We start from the raw sequence: 21432 nt of genomic DNA, 5'->3' as shown, positions 1-21432 counted from the left end.
GTGAAAGGCACGACCATGGCGGGACCCGTCCTGGAAATGCGCTCGATCGTCAAGACCTTTCCCGGTGTCAAGGCGCTGTCGGACGTCACCCTGTCCGTCCGGCGGGGCGAGGTCCACGCCATCTGCGGGGAGAACGGCGCCGGCAAGTCCACCCTGATGAAGGTGCTCTCCGGCGTCCATCCGTACGGCACCTACGAGGGGGACATCCTCTTCGACGGGGAGATCTGCCAGTTCCGTGACATCCGGGCGAGCGAGCAGCACGGCATCGTCATCATCCACCAGGAACTGGCACTGGTGCCGCACCTGTCCATCGCGGAGAACCTCTTCCTCGGCAACGAGCACGCCACGCGCGGCCTCATCAACTGGCGCGAGACCCTGCGCCACGCCACCGAACTGCTGCGCCGGGTCGGCCTGGACGAGCACCCGGAGACCCGGGTCGCCGACATCGGCGTGGGCAAGCAGCAGCTGGTGGAGATCGCCAAGGCGCTGTCCAAGCAGGTGAAGCTGCTGATCCTGGACGAGCCGACGGCGGCCCTGAACGACGAGGACAGCGACAAGCTCCTCGATCTGATCCTGGAGCTGAAGAAGCAGGGCATCACCTCGATCATCATCTCCCACAAGCTCAACGAGATCCGCAAGGTCGCCGACTCGGTGACGATCATCCGGGACGGCCGCTCCATCGAGACCCTCGACGTGAAGGCGCCGGAGACCACCGAGGAGCGGATCATCGCCGGCATGGTCGGCCGCGACCTCGACCACCGCTTTCCCGAGCGCACCCCGCACCAGCCGGAGCAGGGCGTCGCACCGGCGCTGGAGATCCGCGGCTGGACCGTGTTCCACCCGATCGACCAGCAGCGCAAGGTCGTGGACGACGTGTCGCTGACCGTGCGCCGCGGAGAGATCGTCGGCATCGCGGGCCTGATGGGCGCGGGCCGCACCGAACTCGCCATGAGCGTCTTCGGGCGGACCTACGGGCGGTACGCGGGCGGCACGGTCCTGAAGGACGGCCGGGAGATCCGTACCAAGACGGTGCCGGAGGCGATCGGGCACGGCATCGCGTACGTCACCGAGGACCGCAAGCACTACGGCCTGAACCTCATCGACACCATCAACCGGAACATCTCGCTGACCGCGCTGGACAAGGTCGCCAACCGGGGCGTGGTGGACGAACACGAGGAACGGCAGGTCGCCGAGGGCTTCCGGACGTCCATGAACATCAAGGCGCCCACCGTGTTCGAGCCGGTGGGCAAGCTCTCCGGCGGCAACCAGCAGAAGGTCGTCCTCAGCAAGTGGATCTTCGCCGGTCCGGACGTGCTGATCCTCGACGAACCGACCCGCGGCATCGACGTGGGCGCCAAGTTCGAGATCTACACGGTCATCGACCAGCTCGCCGCCCAGGGCAAGGCGGTCGTCTTCATCTCCTCCGAGCTGCCCGAGCTGCTCGGCATGTGCGACCGCATCTACACGATGGCCGCCGGACGGCTGACCGGTGAGGTGCCGCGGGCCGAGGCCACGCAGGAAGTGCTGATGCGCCATATGACAAAGGACAAAGAGGTAACGCGATGAGCACGGATGTGACCGCCAAGAGCCCGGCCCCCGCGCCGCCGGGCGGGAGCGGACCGGCCCCCGACGGACTGCTCGGCGTGATGCTGGCCGGCCTGCGCCGCAATATGCGCCAGTACGGCATGCTGATCGCGCTCGGCCTGATCGTGGTCCTCTTCGCGATCTGGACCGACGGGGACCTGCTGCTGCCGCGCAACGTCTCCAACCTGGTGCTGCAGAACAGCTACATCCTGATCCTCGCGATCGGCATGATGCTGGTCATCATCGCCGGGCACATCGACCTGTCGGTCGGCTCGCTCACCGCGTTCACCGGCGCCTTCGCGGCCGTACTGACCGTGCAGCACGGGGTGTCCTGGCCCGTGGCGCTGGTGCTGTGCCTGCTGGTGGGCGCCGCCGCGGGTTCGATCCAGGGCTATCTGATCGCCTATCTCGGCATACCGTCCTTCATCGTCACCCTCGCCGGGATGCTCCTCTTCCGCGGTCTGACCGAGATCCTCCTCAAGGGCCAGACCCTCGGCCCGTTCCCCGACGGCCTGCAGAAGCTCGGCAACGGCTTCCTGCCCGAGGTCGGCCCGAACACCAACTACCACAACCTCACCCTGCTGCTCGGGCTGGTGCTGATCGCGGCCGTGGTGTGGCAGGAGTTCCGGGACCGCCGCCGCCAGCAGGAGTTCTCCCTGGACGTCCTGCCGACCCGGCTGTTCCTGCTCAAGCTGACCGCGCTGGTCGCCGCGATCCTCGTCATCACCCTGCTGCTCGCCAGCTACAAGGGCACCCCGATCGTGCTGATCGTCCTCGGCGTGCTGGTCGTCGGCTACGGCTACGTCATGCGCAACGCGGTCTTCGGCCGGCACATCTACGCCATCGGCGGCAACCTGCCGGCGGCCAAGCTGTCCGGCGTGAAGGACAAGAAGGTCACCTTCTACGTCTTCCTGAACATGGGCGTGCTCGCGGCCCTGGCGGGTCTGGTGGTCGCCGCCCGGCTGAACGCGGCCTCCCCGAAGGCCGGCGTCAACTTCGAACTCGAGGCCATCGCATCCTCGTTCATCGGCGGCGCGTCCATGAGCGGCGGTGTCGGCACCGTCCTCGGCGCCATCATCGGCGGTCTGGTCCTCGGCGTGCTGAACAACGGCATGAACCTCCTGAGCGTCGGCACCGACTGGCAGCAGGTCATCAAGGGCCTGGCCCTGCTCGTGGCGGTCGGGTTCGACGTGTGGAACAAGCGCAAGTCCGGTTCGTAAGCACCAGAAAGCGAGAGCCGCACCCATGGAACTGAACAGACGCACGGTCATCGCGGGAGCAGCCGCGGCGGGCCTGGCCGCCACCACGCTCGGCGGCACGGCACACGCGGCCCCGGGAAGGAAGCCGGTGAAGGAACACTTCGGCACGCTCGCCGACGGCACCGAGGTCCACCGCTGGTCGCTGGAGAACGGCGGCACCCGGATGAAGGTGCTCTCCTACGGCGGTGTCGTCCAGACCCTGCAACTCCCCGACCGGCACGGCCGGTACGCCAACGTGGTCGCCGGTTTCGACAACCTCGCCGACTACGCGGCGAAGAGCCCGTACTTCGGCGCGCTGATCGGCCGCTACGGCAACCGCATCGACGCCGGCCGGTTCACCCTCGACGGCAAGCCGTACCAGCTCGACGTGAACGACGGCGACAACAGCCTGCACGGCGGCGCCAAGGGCTTCGACAAGCGCGTGTGGGACGTCGAGCCGTTCACCGAGGGCACGGACGTCGGCCTGCGGCTGCGCTACACCAGCGCCGACGGCGAGATGGGCTACCCGGGCACGCTGCGCACGCGGGTGACGTACACCCTCACCCGGCACGGGGACTGGCGCATCGACTACAAGGCGACCACCGACAAGGCCACCGTCGTCAACCTCACCAGCCACGTCTACTGGAACCTGGCCGGCGAGGGCAGCGGCGGCATCGAGGACCACGAGCTGTCCATCGCCGCCGCCCGCTACACCCCGACCGACTCCGGGCTCATCCCCACCGGGGAGCTGGCCAAGGTCGCGGGCACCCCGTTCGACTTCCGGCACGCCAAGCCCATCGGCCGGGACCTGCGGGCGGGCCACGAGCAGCTCGTGCTGGCCAAGGGGTACGACCACAACTGGGTGCTGGACAAGGGGATCACGGCGCGGCCCGAGCACATCGCGACCCTGCGCGACCCGCACTCCGGCCGCACCCTGAAGATCGCCACCGACCAGCCGGGGCTCCAGTTCTACTCCGGCAACTTCCTCGACGGTACGCTCACCGGCACCTCGGGCCACACCTACCGGCAGGGCGACGCGCTGTGCCTGGAGACGCAGCACTTCCCGGACTCGCCGAACCAGCCGGCGTTCCCGTCGACGGTGCTGCGCCCCGGCCAGACGTACCGGACGACGACGATCCACCGCTTCAGCGCGTGAATTCGATTGATGACCAGGTGAGTTGAACACACCTCCCGACACCTCCGTATCCAGGAACGGTCCGCACGGGCCGCGCTCGGATACGGAGGTCTCCTTTTGGCCGGCAACGTCACTTCGCTGTTCCGGGACGGCGCCGGAGCCGGCCCGGTGGACTTCCGCGTCCCGGGCAACCCGTACTTCCCGACGCCCGGGATGTTCGACGAACTGGCGGCCCGGTTGCGCGAGATCGTCACGTCCTGCCCGAGCGACACCGACACCGTCACCGCCGAGCTGAGCGCTCTGCTCCACCTCCCGCCGCAGTGCGTGGTGGTGGGCCACGGCACCAGCGAACTCATCACCTGGATCGACCACTTGCTGGTCCGGGAGTCCCTAGCAATCCCGGTGCCGACGTCCGACCGCTGGACCGGCCGGCCGGCGGTGACCGGCAAGCGGGTCGACATGTTCCCGCTCCAGGAGGCGGACGGCTTCGCCCTGGACCTCGACCGGTACGCCGGCTTCCTGCGCGCCCGGGGCAGCCGAGCGGCCGTGGTCTGCACCCCCAACAGCCCCGACGGGGGCCGGCCGCGGCGCGAGCGGCTGGTGCGGTTCCTGGACGCCATGGCCGACCTGGACCTGGTGGTCGTGGACGAGTCGTACCTGGAGTTCGGCGACGCGGAGCCCGAGCCGAGCGTCGCCCAGGAGGCCGTGCTCCGCCCCAACGTGATCGTCCTGCGCAGCCTGGGCAAGAGCCTCGGCCTGCCCGGCGTCCGCCTCGGCTCCCTCGCCGCCGACCCCGCGCTGGCGGGCAGGATCCGCTCCGTGCTGCCGAGGCGGAACCTCGGCTCCCTCGCGGAGCACGTGGTGTCCCTGCTGCGCGACCACGGGCCCGCGTACGCGCGCAGCCGGGACCGGCTCCGCGAGGACCGCCGGGACATGACCGCCCGCCTGACCACGCTCCCCGGCCTCACCGTCTACCCCTCCCAGGCCGACTTCGTCCTCGTCCGCCTGCCGGTCGGCGCGGAGGGCACGGTCGTCCGGGACCGGCTGCTGACCGGACACCGGCTCCTGGTCCGCGACTGCGGCGACAAGATCGGCTCCTCCAGCCGCTTCCTGCGCCTCGCGGTACGCCCGCAGGCCGACGTACGCCGCCTGGTGCCGGCGCTGGAACAGGTGCTCTACGACTCCGTGCCCACGGCCGGCTCGGGCTACAGCTCGGGCACGCCGACGGTGGACCGCCTGATCGGGGAGACGAGCGGGGCGGGACTGCGGCTGACCGGGCCCGGGTCCGACGTGGCGGCCCCGCGCCCGGCTGTGCCCGCCCCGGCCGTCGGCACGGGCGTCCCGCTCCCCGCCGCCGTCCCTCCGATGCCGGTCCCGCCCCCGGCGCCTGTGACACCCTGGGCGCCCGCCGCGTCGACCCCGCCCGGGGTTCCGGCGCGGGGCGGGCTCACCGCGGCCCAGGTGCGCGGTACCGTCCGTCCGGTAGAGACCCGCCCCCGGAAGGAAGACCGGCCATGGCAGAACACCGGCACCTGACCGTACTGACGACCACGGACAGCGAGGAGAAGGCGAAGACACTCGCCGCCGGCGCGGTGGAGGCGCGGGTCGCCGCGTGCGCACAGATCAGCGCCCCCGTCACCAGCGTCTACCGCTGGGAGGGGGCGACACAGACCGAGCAGGAGTGGCAGATCCTGTTCAAGACCACCACGGCGCGTTACGAGGACCTGGAGGCCTACATCAAGGGAGCGCACGACTACGACACCCCCGAGATCATCGCGACCCCGATCGTGGCGGGCAGCGGGGCCTACCTGGCGTGGCTGGAGGAGGAGACCCGGCCTGCCGGGTAGGGGCCGAGAGCGGGGGTCAGTGGCGTGATTCCCGGGGCTTGAAGAGGCGGGACGGATCCCATTCGTCGGTCAGCCGGCCGACCAGCGCCTGAGCAGCCACCTGGGGCGGGTCGATGTACTGCCACTCGCACCGTCCGGGGTGGCCTCGGTAGATCGTGCATCCGGTACCGAGGGGGGTCGGCTTCTTCAGGCATACGTCGATGTCCGCGAGCCACTGCACGGGGGATCCGTCGCGCCGGCACAGGTACACGTCGGACTCGGGGGCGGCGCGGGCGCCCGTGCGGAGGAAGGCCGCGTGGAAGTCGTGGGGCACGTCTTCGACCAGGCACTGGAACACGTCGTACGGTGACCACTCGATGTCGGGACGCGGGGAGCCGATGGTCTCCGCCGCCGTCCGAACCTTGCCGTCCAGCCCGGTCCTTGCCGGGCAACGGAAGGTCATCACCGGCCTCCCGTCGCCGTCACAGCGAGCACCCACCGCAACAGCCGGGGCAGGGTAGCCGTTTTTTGTACCCACTTCTCCAACAACCCCCGAGACCCGCCGGCACCGTGCCCGCACTGCCGGATGTTCCGGGCCGCCTCGAAACGAGCGGAGGCGTTGCCGGCCTTTATCGCCTGGGCGAGCCGGGCCTTCTCGGCGGCACAGTGGGGGCAGCCCGGCTTGGGGGAGTTACACCGAACGATTTACAGTCCCGGTTACTGCAGGGCGGCGCCGGTTTTCCAGAGCCGGATCATCCCGTCATCGTCCGCGGAGACCAGGAGCAGGCCGTCGTGGCTGAAATCGAGGGAGCGTACGGGTGCGATGTGGCCGAGCAGGGGCGGGCCTGCCTCGGTGAGGCCGGTTTTCGAGTAGCGGTAGAGACGGATGTCGCTTCCGTTGGTGTCGGGGGCCGCGAGCAGCGCCTCTTTCGTCGGGTGGAAGGCTACCGCTTGTTTACCGGGGAAGGCGCAGTAAACGCGATGATGGTCGTGCTCCGGCAGCCACAACTCCGACGTCCCCGAGCCGAGTACGACGAGTTCGTCGCGGGGGGACGCGATGAGGGCATTGTCGAAGGCGTAAAGCGGATCGCTCGTTGCCTTTGTCTTTTCTCCTTTCAGTAGAGGCCGAGCGGTCGAGTCGGGCAGTCGGAATCGGCGTGGGCTGTCCGAGAAGAGTACCGCCAGGCTGCCGTCGGAAAGGAAGGTCATTCCCGAGACGGGCCCGAAGCGGTTGGCGAGACGGACCCAGTGCCCGGCGGTGGGTGCCGAGTCACCGTGGCCGTTCGCGACCTCCGACAGGAAAATTTCATAGTCCGGATCGGAATGGACGGCCAGGCGCCCCCTGCGGGAGTCGAAGGCGACCAAGTCGGGGGTTCCGGTGGGGGCATCGAGCAATTTCAGCCCGCTGCTCGTCAACTGATTCAGGTTCTGGACCGCTACACCGCCCGGAACTGGCAGAATAAGGATGTTGCCGTCCGCGGAGAATGCGAGTGACCGCGACCCCCCCTGGTCGGCAGCTCCTCGGGGAAGGCCCTGCACCCAACGCGCTTCCTGGTCGCTCGACCAGCCGCTCCACAACGCCACCTCGCCGCCGTCGAGCCGGAAGGCCACCTCCCTGTCCCCCCGGCTATCCCTTTCAGGCCTGAAGCGGACCACCTGTACGGGCTGTCGGTGGGGGACGGCGAAGTCGGCGATGCTCGCGGCGCGGGAGCGCCATGCCGCCACTCCGACCCCCGTGGCGGCGGCCCCGGCGGCCACGGCCAGAACGGTTCTGCGGCGGACTGCCGTACGTGCGCTCTCGGTCCCGTCCCTGTACAGGGGTTCTCCGGCCAGCGTCTCCTGGAGGCGGATATGGCGGAACTGGTAGGCGCCGCCGGCTTGGCGCAGGATCTCACGGCGTCGTGCGTCCGCGAGGAACGCCATCAGCCTCCAGGGGAGCTTGCCGCGGAGCGCGAGCCAGGACCTCACGATGACGAAGCGTGGCCAGGCCCGGCTCATGAGCAGGAGCAGGGCGAGGAGGACGCCGGGCAGCAGGAAGGCGACACCCAGTTTGATGCGCCAGTTGCCGAACGCACCGTTCACCAAATGCCAGTGGAAGGCGGCGAGTGTTCCCGTCATGTTCGCATGTCCCGGCCATCCCGATTCGCGGGTCAGGAGGCGAATGGACAGGTCTCCGGACAGGAGTCCGGCCCACACGGCGGGCAACCCGGCCACAGCGATAAGTGTCCCGGCCACCGTGGCACTGACGATCGACGACCGCCGGTCCTGGACGAGCGTACGGATGGGGCTCACCTGGGCCGCGCGTGACGGCGGCGCGTCGAGCCAGTCATGGGTCGCCAGGGCCAGACCGACCGCCACGCTGAGAGAGAGGCAGATGCCGATCCCCTCCAGGCACAGTTCCGTCTTCCGTGTTCCCCAGCCCGGTGTCTCCAGGTTGAGAATCTGTGCGATGGTCACCACGGTCATGATCGGTGTCACGAGGAGAGACGCCAGGCCCGTCCCGGTCGTGAATCCCCGGAACAGGCGCTCCGCCGACCCCTGCAGCGCCCAGGTGAGGCGGCCCGGCGGCCTGGAGGACGAAGCGTTCCAGACAAGGGCGTTGAGGAGCGCGAAGGCCACCCCGAGGACGAGGGGCATCATGACGGTGTTGTAGGTATCGCTCCGGTCGGCCGCCGCTGTCACCCGGACCCACGCCATGGCGGCGGACGCGACCACCGCTCCCAGACACAGACCGACCCCCAGACCCGCCCAGGACGGCAGCAGCCGTGTGCTCAACTGCCACCACGACAGGTCACGTTCGCGATGGTCGTGCAGGTGCCGGGCAAGGAATGTCAGCCAACGGCGGGCCTGTTCGGGAGTCCAGCGCTCCCGGGGCGCCGCTTCCGGGGACAGGGCCGGGTCCGGCGCGTAGGCGGCGTCGAGCATGCCGTGCAGGAGATGGTCCTCGACGGCGTACTCGCTGCCGAAGCGGGACTCGTCCAGCAGTTCGATGGGGTCGCCACCGCCCTTCTGGTAGACGAGGCGTGCCGAGGTGACCATCAGGGGGGTGGAGAGCGCCTTGGCCAGCGGGCTCTGCGGCTCGGTCCGCAGGCGGGCGAACACGGGGGACCAGTCCACTCCCGGGGGCCAGTTCACGTCCCGCAGGTACGTGATGGCGTCTTGCGGGGTGACCGGGAGGACTTCGACGACCGCCGCCTGCCGCAGGGCGGTCGCGCCCGCGCGGATCAGTTCCTCGTACTCGACCGCCCGGCAGGTCACGACGAGGGGGCGGTTCGGTTGCTCGTTGATCTTGCGGATGGCGCCGCGGCGGGCGGACTCGGGGATCTCGTCGAGGCCGTCGAGGACGGGGATCACCAGCCCGTGGGCCAGGAGCATGCGGGGGATCTCGGGGCGGCCGTTGTAGTACGGCCGGGCCATGGTGCGGACGATCCAGTCGTCGAGCGGCTCCAGGACGGGGTCCCAGGAGGAGACGGGGAGCAGGACCGGTACGGCACCGCCCGCCTCACGAGCGGCGAGGAGACCCAGGGTGATGAGTATGGCCAGGACCGTCTTGCCCGAGCCGGGCTCGCCCACGACCACCAGGCGGCGGTTCGGTACGCGCGCGAAGCCTTCGGCGAGGCGGTCGGTCACGTCCTCGAACCGTCCCTCGAGGCGGCCGTCCAGGCGCAGACGCAGCACAGGCGAGCCGGTGGGGCCTGTCCGCAGCTCGGTGTCGGTGAGGTTACCCGCCGTCGTTCTCCAGGCGAGGGGCAGCACCCGGGGGGCTTGCAGCCGGCGGGCGCGGGCCTCGTCCAGCCACTGTTCGCGGAGTTGGCGCGTGAGGTCGTCGGCGAGGGCGGCGGGGTCCGGTGGTGTCTCCGTGCCGCGGAACACGTCGACGACGGCGACCAGCAGCGAGGCCAGCGAGGCGAACAGCCCGGCGATGGTGGCCACGCTATTGGGGTCCTGCCCGGACTTCCACATCCACAGGGTGAGTCCGAGGGTCACGGTCCCCAGAGCCGTCAGGCAGAGATTACGGACGGTCCGCGTATTTAAGCGGACCGGAGTTCTCTGTAACATGCGCAGATTCTGTCGGTTGGCCGTGGCGTCCGTCGAGACGGCTTGAAGCCTTGCCTCCCGCCTCACCGTGAAAGGGGTCTTTCACAGGGGGCCGGTCGGCGCGGGTCGCCGTGTGCGCGCAGATCAGCGCCCCCGCCCAGCGTGTACCGCTGGGCGGGGGCGACACGGACCGAGCAGGACCCCGGGCGTCGCTCTTACTGGCCGTCCCAGTCGCCGGCGACGGGGATCATGCCGGTGGCGCCGTAGACGAAGCGGGTGGAGGGGTCGTTGTTGGTGTTGGAGTTGTTGATGTCGAAGTAGTGGGTCGTCGGGTTCCAGACGCTGACGGTGTCCTTGCCGTCGCCGTTGAAGTCGCCCGCCACCGCGATGTCACCCGGGGTGCCGTAGCTGATGGTGTAGTCGTTGCCGCCCGCGCTGGTGCTGTTGCGCAGGTACACCATGTGCGTGCTGTCGTCGTACATGCCGATGCCGTCCGCACCCACACCGTCCCAGTCACCCGCCAGGGGCTGCATGCCGTCACCGCCGTAGACGAACGTCTTGTCCGCCGGACCGGCCGTGTTGGAGTTGCGCAGGTAGAACGTGTGGTTCGACGGCCGCCACACACCGATGGTGTCCGTGCCATTGCCGTCCCAGTCACCCACCACCGGGATGTCACCGGCGCTGCCGAACGAGACCGTGTAGTCATTCCCGCCCGCACTCGGCGAGTTCCGCAGGTAGAACGTGTGGTTCGCCGAGTCGTACATGCCCACACCGTCACTGCCGATGCCGTCCCAGTCACCGGCGACCGGCGTCATCCCCGTCGCACCGAACACGAAGTCCTTGTCGTTCGGCCCCGCGCTCAACGAGTTCCGCAGGTGGAAGTAGTGGTCCGACGGGTTCCACACACCGATACCGGCCGCGGTGTAGGCCGGGTACGGCACGGCGTGGTCGTCGCCCAGGCCGGCCTGCGGGCCACACGTCGGCCAGGCACCCTCGCCCTGGCTGGCCAGGACCTTCTCGCCGATCAGGATCTGCTGCTTCTTGGTCGCGAGGTCGGCCCGGGAGGCGTAGGCGGTGCCGCCGTAGGCGTTCCACGTCGACTGGTTGAACTGGAGGCCGCCGTAGAAGCCGTTGCCGGTGTTGATGCTCCAGTTGCCGCCGCTCTCGCACTGGGCCACCTTGTCCCACGTCTCGACGGAGGCGGCCTGGGCCGGGGCGGACCCGAGGGTCAGGACGGCTGCGGTCAGGGCGGTGGCGAGCGCCAGCGTGCGGGAGGAACGGCGGACGGACGAGCGGAGGCGGCGGGCGGGCATGACGAGGCTCCAGAGGGCGTGGGCGGGCGGGGCACGCAGGTCCGTGCCCTGAGGGAGAAGGGGGTGGGGCGGTGGCGCCGGGCGGTGGCGGGGGCCCGGCGCCGTACCTGGGTTTCTTACTGGCCGTCCCAGTCGCCGGCGACGGGGATCATGCCGGTGGCGCCGTAGACGAAGCGGGTGGAGGGGTCGTTGTTGGTGTTGGAGTTGTTGATGTCGAAGTAGTGCGTGGTCGGGTTCCAGACGCTGACGGTGTCCTTGCCGTCGCCGTTGAAGTCGCCCGCCACCGCGATGTCACCCGGGGTGCCGTAGCTGATCGTGTAGTCGTTGCCGCCCGCGCTCGTGCTGTTGCGCAGGTACACCATGTGCGTGCTGTCGTCGTACATACCGATGCCGTCCGCACCCACACCGTCCCAGTCACCCGCCAGAGGCTGCATGCCGCCACCGCCGTAGACGAACGTCTTGTCCGCCGGACCGGCCGTGTTGGAGTTGCGCAGGTAGAACGTGTGGTTCGACGGCCGCCACACACCAATCGTGTCCGTGCCATTGCCGTCCCAGTCACCCACCACCGGGATGTCACCGGCGCTGCCGAACGAGACCGTGTAGTCGTTCCCGCCCGCACTCGGCGAGTTCCGCAGGTAGAACGTGTGATTCGCCGAGTCGTACATGCCCACACCGTCGCTGCCGACGCCGTCCCAGTCACCCGTGACCGGCGTCATCCCCGTCGCACCGAACACGAAGTCCTTGTCGTTCGGGCCCGCGCTCAACGAGTTCCGCAGGTGGAAGTAGTGGTCCGACGGGTTCCACATGCCTATGCCGGCGGTGGTGTCGTTGACGATGTGGTTGTAGCGGTACGCGCCGTAGTAACTGGTGGGCCAGCCCTCGATGCTGGCGTTGTTGATGTTGGCGGCGGTGGGCCCGTGGGTGGGGTTGTTCGGGTTGGACTCGGCGTAGTAGGTGAAGTCGCCGTTGGCCTTGTTCGTCCACTTGTTGAAGATGAAGGTGTGGGCGTCGGTGTAGTCCAGGATGTCGCCGCCCTGGAGCTGGCTGAAGCCGATCTTCGTGGAGACGTTGGGCAGGGTCCAGGTGGTGAGGCTGTCCGTCAGGTGCCAGGCCATGGAGACGTAGCCGGAACAGTCCTCGCGGTAGGTGCCGTTGGCGTCGGTCTTGTAACCGGACTGGTTGTAGGGGACCTTCTCGTCCACCCAGCTCTGGGCGCGGGCGAGGACCTCGCCACGGGTGATCGGTCCGCCGGCGGTCGACGCGGCGTGGGCGGCCGGGGCGTTGAGGAGCGGGAAGGCCAGTCCGGCGGCGACGGTGGCGATGGCGGTCAGGCGCAGGGACGTGCGGGAGCGGCTGGACATGCCGGAATCCTTTGCTGGGGGTGGGAAGAGGGCTGGAATGCTGTGGGTGGGCCCGGACGGCCGGTCGCCGGTCAGCGGGCCAGGGTCGCGAGCGTGGCGCGGTCGTCGCGGATGTCGTACGAGTGCCGGGGGCCGGACGCGGTGCGCATCTCGGTGAACTGCAGGACGGTCACCGTGGCTCCGCGGCGTACCAGGTAGACGTGGTTGGTCTGCGCGCCGGGGGCGGACATGCCGGCCACTCCGGTCCACTCCCGGCGGTAGGCGTTGCCGTCGGCGGTGGCCGCGGTGCGCTCCACGCGGGCGTCGACGGTCAGTCCGGCCTCGCGCTGGACCTCGCGTGAGGTGTCCTGGCAGCCGGCCAGGTCCGTCACGAGGTTCTGGTAGGCGCCGGTGGCGGCGGCCTCGGTGGCGAAAGTGAAGGAGTCCTCGATCGCCGGGGTCTTGAAGGCGCTGACGTAGCCCTGCTGCTGCCAGGAGGCGGCGCCGCGCACGGTGGCGCACTCGTTGAGCCGCGTCTCGGGGCCCACGGGACGGGTGTTCGTCGGTCCCATCGGCTTCCACCGGGCCGCCTCGCTGTCGGGCAGGCTCTTCGCGGGCAGCGGCTCGGGCGGCTTCGGCGCGGCCGCGTGCCGGGTGGGCCCGGTCGTACGGGGCTCGGCGGCGGGACTCGGCCGGTTGCCGGTGCGGGGCGGGGTGGTGTCGTGCGGGGTGGCGGTGGGCGCCGGGTCGGTGTGGGTGGCGCTCGGGGTGGGCGCCGGGGTGGCGGGGGTGGTGCCGGGGTTGGCCCCGGAGGGGGCGTGGGCGGAGGCCGTGGCCGGGGCGGGTGCCGCCGCGGGGGTGGCGGCCTCGGCACCGGTGGACAGGGCCACGGCCGCGCCGGCCGCCGCCACGGCGGACAGGGCGAGCGTCGTACGGACGATCAGTGCGTTCCTGCTGGGCACGGCGGGTCTCCGGGAAGTTCGGGAAGGACGGGAAGACAGGGGGCGGGGGCACCCGTAGGCATCAGAGGGCGTGTGCGGGCAGGGCGGAGCGCGCCGGCGCACAGGGGGAACGGACGAGGGTGGTGTCCGGGAAGGTCGCGCCGACGCATACGGGGGCGCGGAAAGGGGGGTGTGTCAGGCGCCGAAGTCGGCGCGGAGGTGCGCCGGTCGGGGCATGAGCACCGCGTAACCGTGGGCGGCGACCGGTTCGCGCACCCGGGCGAGCAGGTGCCGTACGCCGGTCACGGCCTCGGCGTCGGACGCGGCGCGGACGAAGAACACCGCCTCCAGGCCGGCCCGGACCGGGCGGACCCTGACGTGCTCCAGTCGGGCGGCGGGCACCGCGTGCGCCCACAGCAGATCGTGCAGGAGCGGCGCGACGCCCGTGGGCCGGGGCGATCCGTCGTCGTGCGCCCGGAAGGTGACGCTGACGATCCGCACGGGCTCAGTCCCAGCCGATGACGCCCGCGCCCGTCGCGAGCGTCGTGTGCGCCGGCTCGGTGTCCCAGCCGATGACCCCGGCCAGCGGCGTGCCGGCGGACTCGCTGTCCCAGCCGATGACGATCCCGGCGCCGGTGACGGCGGTGGCGGACAGGACGAGGGCGGCGGCGCCGGTGGCGATCAGACGGCGAACGGTGCGGAACATGGCGGATCCCCCTGGACGGCGATGGCGGAGAACAGTTGCTGTGGTGAGGGGGTCGCGGTCCGGCTGTCCGGCCCGTGTCCCTCTCGGTGAACACCATCCTGCGGGCCGTGCCACCAGCGCGGAAGCGTCTTCGACCGGCACCAAGGTGGCTGGCACGAAGGTGCCAGGGAATGTGGCCGTGCCGCGCAGGTTGCGTGGCGAAAACGCGTCCGTAGGATGATCAAATCGCGCCACTGAGGCGTCCGTACTGGGGATTTACGCACTTCCGGGGGGTTGTCGCGTGCTGGAGGCACTGGGGCTCGATCGGTCCTTGGAGTCCGTCTACCGGGCTCTGCTGATCCACGAGGACGACGGGGTGGCCGAGTTGGCCGCACGGCTGGCGCTCACCGAGACCGAGGTGCGCGAGTGCCTGGACCGGCTGGTGGACCTGGAGCTGCTCCAGCCGTCCCGGGACGCTCCCGGGATGCTGCGCGCGGTCAGCCCCGACGTGGGACTGGAGATCATCCTGCGCCGGCAGGAGGCGGAGCTGGTGCGCCGCCAGGAGGAGCTGGCCCGCAGCCGGGAGGCCGTGGCCCGTACGGTGGCCGAGTTCGCCACGCTGCGGCCGGGCACCCGGGAGGACGGCGCCGAACGGCTCGTCGGACTGGACGCCATCCAGCGGCGCCTGGAGTGCCTGGCGAAGGACCTGCGCGAGGAGTGCCGGGCCATCGAACCGGGCGGCGCCCAGTCGCAGGCCAGCCTGGACGCCTCCCGGCCGCTGGACGAACAGGCGCTGGCCCGGGGCGTGCAGCTGCTGACCGTGTACCAGGACAGCGCCCGCAACGACCCGGCCACGTTCGCCTACGCCCGCTGGCTGAGCGAGCAGGGCGGGCAGGTGCGCACCAGCCCGGTGCTGCCGCCCCGCATGCTGATCTTCGACCGGCGCACGGCGGTCGTCCCCATCGACCCGGCCAACACCCGCCTCGGCGCCCTGTGCACCAGCGCGCCCGGCATCGTGGCGTCGCTGCTGGCCCTGTTCGACCAGACCTGGGAGTCGGCGGTGCCGCTCGGCGCGGACCGGCGAAGACCGGCGGGCGAGGAGGAGGTCACCCCGGCGGAGCGGGAGCTGCTGAAGCTGCTCGCCTCCGGGATGACGGACGAGGCCGCCGGCAAGCGCCTGGGGGTCTCCCTGCGGACGGTACGGCGCCAGATGGCCGCGCTGATGGAGCGCCTGCACGCCTCGAGCCGTTTCGAGGCGGGCCTGAAGGCGGCGCAGCGCGGCTGGCTGTGAGGGTCACTGGCCGAGAGGGCGGCTGGCTGTGAGGCTCAGTAGGCCACCGGCCAGCCCGACGACCAGTTCAGCAGGTTGATGCCGAGCTTCGGGGTGCCGCCGTCGTTGCCGTCGTAGTAGTGGTAGACGATCAGGTCGCCGTCGGTGTCGTGCATGATGGACTGCCCGCCGGGTCCGATGACGTTGCCGTGGGACTCCAGGACCGGGGTGCCGCCGTTGTTCGTCATCGCCACGCCGTTCTTGTCGTAGTACGGCCCGGTGACCGAGGTCGCCCGGCCGACCTTCACCTTGTACGTCGAGCTGGTGCCCTGGCAGCAGACGTCGTAGGAGGCGAAGAGGTAGTAGTAGCCGTTGCGCTTGACGATGTACGGCGCCTCGACCGCCTTGCTGCCGGTGGGCCGGGCGGCGAGGGAGTAACGCTTGGTGTCGCCCGCGTACTGCTTCCCGGTCGCGGGGTCGATGCGGATCATCTTGATGCCGGTCCACCAACTGCCGAAGGACAGCCACCACTTGCCGTCGTCGTCCACGAAGAGGTTGGGGTCGATGGCGTTGTAGTCGCTACCGGAGGTGGAGGTGAGGACGACGCCGTAGTCGGTCCAGGAGCCGGGCAGCCCGGTCGCGGAGCCGGCCAGGCCGATCGCCGAGGTGTTCTCGCCGAACTTGGAGACGGCGTAGTACATCAGGTACTTCCCGCCGGCGTACGAGATGTCCGGCGCCCATGCCTCGCCGGCGTACGACGACCACCAGGACGGCTTGGTGGTGAACGCGTCGGCGCCGGCGGTGAAGGAGATCCGGTCCGTGGAGGTCCGGTAGCCCAGGCCGCCGCCGGTGGCGTAGAGCAGGTAACGGCCGCCGGAGGTACGGATCATCGTCGGGTCGTGCACGACGGTGCTGCCGGTGACCGTGCCGGGGTTGGGGTACGCGGAGGCCGTGCCCGGCACGAGCGCGAGCAGCAGGGCGGCGGGGACGGCGAGGAGTGCGGTGCGCTTCATTGCGGGCTCCCTCTTCCTGGCGTGTTCGTGATACCGAACAGCGATCGCCGGTTCGAACGGGACCGTAGAAGCGATTGGTTAACGAGTCAACGGTTCCGACAGCAACTCACAGGGGGCGACGCCAACTCGGCCTTCACCTCACGCCTGGCCCGGCCTGACCCAAGCCACCCGCCTCCCCTCTCGGGCGCAGGGGACCTACTTGGAAAGGCCGGACTTCTCGGCCATTTTCAACAGCTTCGGCCGAGCTCTCTGATGGAGAACGAAAAGCACCCGGATCACCTCTCTGGCCATGGGGTGCACTTCTGTCATCTGGGGAGCGATTCCGAACGCTTTCTCAAGAGCCTCTTCCGCCCCGGCGTAATCTTTGACGTCCAGCCTGGCCCTGGCTATGTCGATGAACATACGCCCCAAACGATTGGGCGTAAGGCCGGTCGGCGGCTCATTGAGCAGCGGGGTGCTCATGTCCACAGCCTTGTCCGGCTTCCCCAGCTCGATGTGGGCGGCCAGCTCGTACAGGGCAGTGTTCTCCTGCCCGAACGTGAGGTTGTGCCGCAGAATGTCCCGGGGAATACGCTCGGCGTGCCTTTTCGCCTTCTGCAGGTGATCGGCGGTGGCGGTGGCGTCCTTCGCCCGGGACGCCAGGACGACACCTCGAAGGTGAAGCGATCCCAGAGAAAGGGCGCGCTCCAGAGAATCTCCTGGGGAAACCGCCTCGTACTTCCCGATGGCCCGCTCGATGATGGCCAAGCCGTCATCGTAATGACCAGCCGACTGATAGGTGCCGGCTTCGTTCCATGCCGCCGCCACCTCGGCCTCGGGATTCCACGTCTGTTGTGCGGCCCAGGATTGCCGGGACACGATCATGTCGGCGAGATCTGGTTGCGCCAGGCGGTGAGCGACCGCGTAGGCACATCCGTATACGTCGGAGACCTGGGTCCACGCGCCCGCCTCCCCGGAGGCGGCGGTCAAGGCGGTCGCGGTGACCTGGCCCAGGAGTTTGGGGAGCATCCCGAGCAGCTCCAAATAGTTGGTTTCCGCGCGGAGTTGCATGGCCCTGCCGACGGCGTCCCGCAAAGCTGAGGGCTCGGGCACGTCTTCCTTCGGGAGCGTGTACCGCCTGACCGCGGCCCGGAGGTCGTTGAGGAGGTCGGCCTGTTCGGAGGGGCCGAGGTAGGGCTGGCCGTAGATGCGCTGGACCTGGACCCTCAAGACTTTGGCGATCGCTGCGACCACGGGAGGTGTCGCCGGTCGGAGCCCGACCTCGATCTTGCTGAGATAAGACAGCGAGATACCGGCCTCACGAGCCAGCTTGGCCTGCCCCATCCCTCGCGCCTTGCGCAGTACGGCGACGTTCTCGCCGGGTGCGGGGGTGCTCTCCATGCAACTACTGTTCCACGCCGAGGCGGCGATGTTGTGTCAGTTGCTGTTGCCGAGATGCTCGTTGTGCAAGTCCTGGGTCAACTGATCTTGATCTCTCGCAGTTGTCTAGTTACAGACAGCGAAGGGAGAACGGGATGGCGAAGGTGGCCGTCAGCCGTGGACCGGACGCCTCGGTGACCGCATCTCAGAAGTACTCAGGCGCATCATTCGCCCAGGCGATGAAGGCCGGCAACGCCTCCGCTCGTTTCGAGGCGGCCCGTACTCCGGCAGTGCGGGCATGGGGATGGCGGGTTCCGGCGGTTGCTCGAGAAGTCGCTCCGACTGCGTGGGCGGCATGGTTTTGGAATGCGGATGTCGAAACACACCTCGCGCAGGCGTTTCCCCGCCCGGATCGCGCTCACCGTCGCGGTCTGCGCCCTGCTGGGGTGGGTGCTCGCTGTGGCGGCGGGAGGCCGGTGATGACCTTCCGGTGCCCGGCAAGGACGACATCGAGTGGTCACCGTACGACGTGTTCCAGTGCCTGGTCGAAGACGTACCCCACGACTTCCACGCGGCCTTCCTCCGCACGGGCGCCCGCGCCGCCCCCGAGTCCGACGTCTACCTGTGCCGGCGCGACGGGTCCGCCGTCCAGTGGCTCGCGGACATCGACGTATGCCTGAAGAAGCCGACGCCCCTCGGTACCGGATGCACGATCCACCGAGGCCACCCCGGACGGTGCGAGTGGCAGTACATCGACCCGCCCTACGTCGCCGCCCAGGCCCTGGTCGGCCAGCCGGCCAACGCATGGGACCCGTACCGCCTGTTCAAGTCCCGCAAGTGACACTCCTGAGCCCCCGCTGCCGGCCCCCGGTGATTTGGACGGCAGTGCCCAAAACCGCACCGCGTACCCCGCACGCGCTCAGCTTGTCTTTGGACCAGTTCGACCCGGGACGGTTTCGGTGCGTCGGCCGGAGAGCCGGGCTTCGCATGCGGGTTCCTGAACCCTCTACAGAACAGCGCGGAACGGCCCGCGGAACAACTGCACTTCCGGCTCGCCGAGTTGGTCGGCAAGCTCGCACACAATGCTGCCGGACCGTATCCGCACTTCGACCACCACGCCGGTTGGCAGATCGGACCCATCGCCTACCGCCTTGCCGCCGAGGCACAGGACCCGGCACTCCGGAACCGGCTCGTTTCCGTGCTGGGAAGCTGGCCGACGATCGGGTCCGGCACCGCATCGGAGCCGGCCCGCGACGTTGAATGACAAGCTCAGCGCCTGACCGGTGGTTCAGTGTCCAGGGGCGTCAGGCCGGGGAGAACCGGGCCACGTACTCGTCGAAGGGCTCGATGCCGACTTCCGCGCGGAGTTCGTCCACGCGCTCGGGCTCTTCGCAGGGCCACGGGAGCGGCGCTCCGTCCTTCACGCCTGCGATCTGGGTGCCGTAGATCTGCTTGCGGCCCTCGTTGACCAGCGTACGGTCGCGTAGGAAGGCCAGTTCGCGCGGGCCGGCCGAGCCTGCCGACACCGCCTGCCGCATCAGCCGCAGGGCGCGGCGCTGGACGTCCAGCTGCCGGTCGGCATGCTGGGCGATGAGCCAGGCCGCGCGTGCGGCCTCCTCGCCGACCAGTTCCGCCGTCGGCCAGCCGTACTCGTCCATGATCTCGCCCAGCCGGTCACCGTGCCGGGCGGTCAGGCGCCGCCAGGCCAGCTGCTCGGCGGGGTCGTCACTGTTGGCGTGGACCGCCGACCGGTGATCGGCCGCAGCCATATCGGTGAGCTCCGCTGCCAGTGCGGCAAGATCGTGCGCCACTCTCGAACTCCCGGGTCGGAACCGTGTGTTGTATCCGCCCGCAAGCCTAGAGGCACACATCGGATATAAAGATCATTCCGAAGAACGGTGACAGGCGCCTCGCCGCACCGGGATAATGGATTCACCCCCCAGAGAGCGTTGATCGTGCGCTCGGGAAATCACGGCACCCGCCAGGTCGGCCGGACCACCCGCTTGACGGCTCCCCGCTTTGCCGAACTGACAGCTCGCCGACAGGAAGCGTCTCTACGGTGCCGTGTCCATGACAGACACCTCTGATGCCCGGAAGATCGGGCGCCGTACCGTGCTGGCCGCCGCCGGTGGTGCCGCCGCGGCCCTGACCGTGGGAGCCGCGGCTCCGCCGAGGGACGCGGACGGCACACGGAACACCGCCGCAGCGGTCTGCACGCTCACCACCGAGATGACCCAAGGCCCCTACTACCTCGACGGCGCGCTCGTCCGCGCCGACATCACCGAGGGCAAGCCCGGCATCCCCCTGAAGCTCGCCCTGACCGTCGTGGACGCCGGCTGCGCCCCGCTCCCCGGCGCCCTCGTGGAGCTGTGGCACGCCGACGCGCTCGGCGAGTACTCCGGCTTCGTGGGCGCCAACGGGCACCAGGAGCCCGACGACCGCACCTTCCTGCGCGGCGGCGTCCTCACGGACTCCGGCGGGGTCGCCAGGTTCACGACCGTCTACCCGGGGTGGTACCGGGGGCGGTGCGCGCACATCCACGTCAAGGTGCACACCGGTGTCACCGTGACAGCGGACGGCCACTTCACCGGCGGCTCGACCGTCCACACCGGCCAGCTCTTCTTCACCGAGACGGTCACGGCGGCCGTCGCCAAGGTCTCGCCGTACTCCGCCAACACGGTCCCGCGCACCACCCTCGCGCAGGACTCCATTTACGACGACCGGGGCGCCGTCTCCGGCCTGCTCGGCCTCACCGCCCTCGGCGGCTCCGCCTCGTCCGGCTACACCGGCACGCTCACGCTCGGAGTGCCGGGCTGACGGCCGGCCGGGGCGGGAGGGGGCACCTCGCCTCCACCCGCCCCGGCCGGGGGTACTCGTTCAGCGGCCCTGGATGCCCATCGGGAGCAGGGTGTTCAGGGAGGTGACCGGGTTGCCCGTCTCCAGGGAGCCGAGGAGGCCCGACAGGAGGGCGACGCCGGGGGCGCCGGCGGCGGGGAGGGGGGACCGGACGGCGTCGGCGGCCCCGGCGGCGGGGGCGGCGGTGGCCAGCAGCGCGGTGGCCAGGGCGGAGGCACAGGTGAGCTTCTTGATCATGTCCGCCCTAACGAACGGCACGGGCGCGGGGAAACGCGCCGGTCCCCCGGTCGGCCGAGTCCCGCCCGGCGGAGCCGCCCCTCACGGGTTCTCCCACGCCGCCGGTTCCGCCGCCAGTGCCCGGACGGGCTCGGGCAGGGCGTCCGCCGCGAGGTCGGCCACGGTGACGCCCTCCAGGATGCGGCGGACGTTGGCGCGCAGGGCGATCCACAGCGGCAGCAGCGGCCGGGCCGTGCCCGAGTAGGCGAGGCCCGTCGGGCGTTCGCCGCGTACCGACACGATCGGGCCGTCCACCGCCCGGATGACGTCGGCCACGGTGATCGCCGGTGCCGCCCGCGCCAGCCGGTAACCGCCGCCCCCGCCACGCCGACTGTCCACGATCCCGGACCGCCTGAGGTCGCCGAGGATACCCTCCAGGAACTTGTGCGGGATGTCCTGCACGGCGGCGATTTCCTCTGCTTTCACCGGGCCGTTACCCTGCCGTACGGCCAGCTCCAGTACCGCCCGTACCGCGTAATCCGCCCGTGCCGAGATCCTCATGGATCCATTGTGGGGCGTCCCGCCATGGAGAATGGCCGGACCCGCGCCCCCTAGGAC

Annotated in this window: 20 protein-coding genes; 8 read left to right on the top strand and 12 right to left on the bottom strand. The window is 69.9% G+C overall.

Going from position 1 to position 21432, the window contains the following annotated elements:
- Window positions 1-15: 15 nt before the first annotated feature.
- The 5 genes from mmsA (at window position 16) to cutA (ending at window position 5804) form a co-directional block, all read left to right on the top strand.
- Window positions 16-1566, top strand: a complete 1551-nt coding sequence (gene mmsA, locus IE251_RS32685) for a multiple monosaccharide ABC transporter ATP-binding protein (RefSeq protein WP_189756564.1) — start codon at window positions 16-18, stop codon at window positions 1564-1566.
- On the top strand, window positions 1563-2804 hold the full coding sequence (gene mmsB / locus IE251_RS32680) for a multiple monosaccharide ABC transporter permease (RefSeq protein WP_189756563.1): 1242 nt from the start codon (window positions 1563-1565) through the stop codon (window positions 2802-2804). Before mmsA ends, mmsB begins: the two co-directional genes overlap by 4 nt.
- A 25-nt stretch (window positions 2805-2829) precedes the next feature.
- Complete coding sequence (locus tag IE251_RS32675) at window positions 2830-3978, top strand: aldose epimerase family protein (protein ID WP_189756562.1); 1149 nt, start codon at window positions 2830-2832, stop codon at window positions 3976-3978.
- A gap of 96 nt (window positions 3979-4074) precedes the next feature.
- Window positions 4075-5493, top strand: a complete 1419-nt coding sequence (locus IE251_RS32670; protein ID WP_229897032.1) for a pyridoxal phosphate-dependent aminotransferase — start codon at window positions 4075-4077, stop codon at window positions 5491-5493.
- On the top strand, window positions 5472-5804 hold the full coding sequence (cutA, locus tag IE251_RS32665; protein ID WP_189756561.1) for a divalent-cation tolerance protein CutA: 333 nt from the start codon (window positions 5472-5474) through the stop codon (window positions 5802-5804). Before IE251_RS32670 ends, cutA begins: the two co-directional genes overlap by 22 nt.
- A 16-nt stretch (window positions 5805-5820) precedes the next feature.
- Here the strand turns inward: cutA and IE251_RS32660 are convergent, their stop codons facing one another.
- The 7 genes from IE251_RS32660 to IE251_RS32630 form a co-directional block, all read right to left on the bottom strand.
- Entirely contained in the window at window positions 5821-6246 is a 426-nt protein-coding gene (locus tag IE251_RS32660; RefSeq protein ID WP_189756560.1) for a hypothetical protein, read from the bottom strand.
- A gap of 254 nt (window positions 6247-6500) precedes the next feature.
- Window positions 6501-9716 (bottom strand): NACHT and WD40 repeat domain-containing protein, encoded by a 3216-nt coding sequence (locus IE251_RS32655; RefSeq protein ID WP_189756559.1) that lies wholly within the window; start codon window positions 9714-9716, stop codon window positions 6501-6503.
- 320 nt (window positions 9717-10036) lie between these two features.
- Window positions 10037-11134 carry a transglycosylase family protein gene (locus IE251_RS41935; protein ID WP_189756558.1) on the bottom strand — a complete coding sequence of 366 codons (1098 nt, stop codon included), beginning with the start codon at window positions 11132-11134 and terminating at the stop codon, window positions 10037-10039.
- A 116-nt stretch (window positions 11135-11250) separates the two neighbouring features.
- The gene (locus tag IE251_RS32645) at window positions 11251-12495 is read right to left on the bottom strand and encodes a hypothetical protein (protein ID WP_189756557.1); all 1245 of its coding nucleotides are present in this window, start codon (window positions 12493-12495) and stop codon (window positions 11251-11253) included.
- 71 nt (window positions 12496-12566) lie between these two features.
- Window positions 12567-13436 (bottom strand): hypothetical protein, encoded by an 870-nt coding sequence (locus IE251_RS32640; protein ID WP_189756556.1) that lies wholly within the window; start codon window positions 13434-13436, stop codon window positions 12567-12569.
- Window positions 13437-13610: 174 nt separating this feature from the next.
- Complete coding sequence (locus IE251_RS32635; RefSeq protein ID WP_189756555.1) at window positions 13611-13916, bottom strand: hypothetical protein; 306 nt, start codon at window positions 13914-13916, stop codon at window positions 13611-13613.
- A 4-nt stretch (window positions 13917-13920) separates the two neighbouring features.
- Window positions 13921-14121: a hypothetical protein gene (locus IE251_RS32630; protein WP_189756554.1), complete on the bottom strand. Its 201-nt coding sequence runs from the start codon at window positions 14119-14121 to the stop codon at window positions 13921-13923.
- A gap of 280 nt (window positions 14122-14401) precedes the next feature.
- Between IE251_RS32630 and IE251_RS32625 the strand changes: the two genes are divergently transcribed.
- Window positions 14402-15391, top strand: coding sequence for a helix-turn-helix transcriptional regulator (locus IE251_RS32625; RefSeq protein WP_189756553.1), 990 nt, complete (start codon window positions 14402-14404; stop codon window positions 15389-15391).
- A gap of 35 nt (window positions 15392-15426) precedes the next feature.
- Here the strand turns inward: IE251_RS32625 and IE251_RS32620 are convergent, their stop codons facing one another.
- Both IE251_RS32620 and IE251_RS32615 read right to left on the bottom strand, forming a co-directional pair.
- Entirely contained in the window at window positions 15427-16383 is a 957-nt protein-coding gene (locus IE251_RS32620; RefSeq protein WP_189756552.1) for an arabinan endo-1,5-alpha-L-arabinosidase, read from the bottom strand.
- A 195-nt stretch (window positions 16384-16578) separates the two neighbouring features.
- Window positions 16579-17763 (bottom strand): helix-turn-helix domain-containing protein, encoded by a 1185-nt coding sequence (locus IE251_RS32615; RefSeq protein ID WP_189756551.1) that lies wholly within the window; start codon window positions 17761-17763, stop codon window positions 16579-16581.
- A 469-nt stretch (window positions 17764-18232) separates the two neighbouring features.
- On the opposite strand from IE251_RS32615, the gene IE251_RS32610 reads away from it, so the two are divergent.
- The gene (locus tag IE251_RS32610) at window positions 18233-18583 is read left to right on the top strand and encodes a hypothetical protein (protein ID WP_189756550.1); all 351 of its coding nucleotides are present in this window, start codon (window positions 18233-18235) and stop codon (window positions 18581-18583) included.
- Between the two features lie 463 nt (window positions 18584-19046).
- On the opposite strand, the gene IE251_RS32605 is transcribed toward IE251_RS32610, so the two are convergent.
- Window positions 19047-19553 carry a DUF6624 domain-containing protein gene (locus IE251_RS32605; RefSeq protein ID WP_189756549.1) on the bottom strand — a complete coding sequence of 169 codons (507 nt, stop codon included), beginning with the start codon at window positions 19551-19553 and terminating at the stop codon, window positions 19047-19049.
- Window positions 19554-19812: 259 nt separating this feature from the next.
- On the opposite strand from IE251_RS32605, the gene IE251_RS32600 reads away from it, so the two are divergent.
- Window positions 19813-20559, top strand: coding sequence for an intradiol ring-cleavage dioxygenase (locus IE251_RS32600; protein ID WP_189756548.1), 747 nt, complete (start codon window positions 19813-19815; stop codon window positions 20557-20559).
- A 60-nt stretch (window positions 20560-20619) separates the two neighbouring features.
- On the opposite strand, the gene IE251_RS32595 is transcribed toward IE251_RS32600, so the two are convergent.
- Together IE251_RS32595 and IE251_RS32590 are read right to left on the bottom strand one after the other, a co-directional pair.
- Window positions 20620-20856: a hypothetical protein gene (locus IE251_RS32595; RefSeq protein WP_229897031.1), complete on the bottom strand. Its 237-nt coding sequence runs from the start codon at window positions 20854-20856 to the stop codon at window positions 20620-20622.
- 60 nt (window positions 20857-20916) lie between these two features.
- Window positions 20917-21375 (bottom strand): RrF2 family transcriptional regulator, encoded by a 459-nt coding sequence (locus IE251_RS32590; protein WP_189756547.1) that lies wholly within the window; start codon window positions 21373-21375, stop codon window positions 20917-20919.
- Window positions 21376-21432: the final 57 nt, after the last annotated feature.

The sequence above is a fragment of the Streptomyces eurythermus genome (assembly GCF_014649115.1).
GTDB classification, from domain to species: Bacteria; Actinomycetota; Actinomycetes; order Streptomycetales; family Streptomycetaceae; genus Streptomyces; species Streptomyces eurythermus.
This window is presented reverse-complemented; position numbering and strand designations above follow the sequence as displayed.

Coding starts and splice junctions, on each gene's coding strand:
- mmsA (WP_189756564.1), top strand. CDS start 16: ATGGCGGGACCCGTCCTGGAAATGCGCTCGATCGTCAAGACCTTTCCC.
- mmsB (WP_189756563.1), top strand. CDS start 1,563: ATGAGCACGGATGTGACCGCCAAGAGCCCGGCCCCCGCGCCGCCGGGC.
- IE251_RS32675 (WP_189756562.1), top strand. CDS start 2,830: ATGGAACTGAACAGACGCACGGTCATCGCGGGAGCAGCCGCGGCGGGC.
- cutA (WP_189756561.1), top strand. CDS start 5,472: ATGGCAGAACACCGGCACCTGACCGTACTGACGACCACGGACAGCGAG.
- IE251_RS32660 (WP_189756560.1), bottom strand. CDS start 6,246: ATGACCTTCCGTTGCCCGGCAAGGACCGGGCTGGACGGCAAGGTTCGG.
- IE251_RS41935 (WP_189756558.1), bottom strand. CDS start 11,134: ATGCCCGCCCGCCGCCTCCGCTCGTCCGTCCGCCGTTCCTCCCGCACG.
- IE251_RS32645 (WP_189756557.1), bottom strand. CDS start 12,495: ATGTCCAGCCGCTCCCGCACGTCCCTGCGCCTGACCGCCATCGCCACC.
- IE251_RS32630 (WP_189756554.1), bottom strand. CDS start 14,121: ATGTTCCGCACCGTTCGCCGTCTGATCGCCACCGGCGCCGCCGCCCTC.
- IE251_RS32620 (WP_189756552.1), bottom strand. CDS start 16,383: ATGAAGCGCACCGCACTCCTCGCCGTCCCCGCCGCCCTGCTGCTCGCG.
- IE251_RS32615 (WP_189756551.1), bottom strand. CDS start 17,763: ATGGAGAGCACCCCCGCACCCGGCGAGAACGTCGCCGTACTGCGCAAG.
- IE251_RS32600 (WP_189756548.1), top strand. CDS start 19,813: ATGACAGACACCTCTGATGCCCGGAAGATCGGGCGCCGTACCGTGCTG.
- IE251_RS32590 (WP_189756547.1), bottom strand. CDS start 21,375: ATGAGGATCTCGGCACGGGCGGATTACGCGGTACGGGCGGTACTGGAG.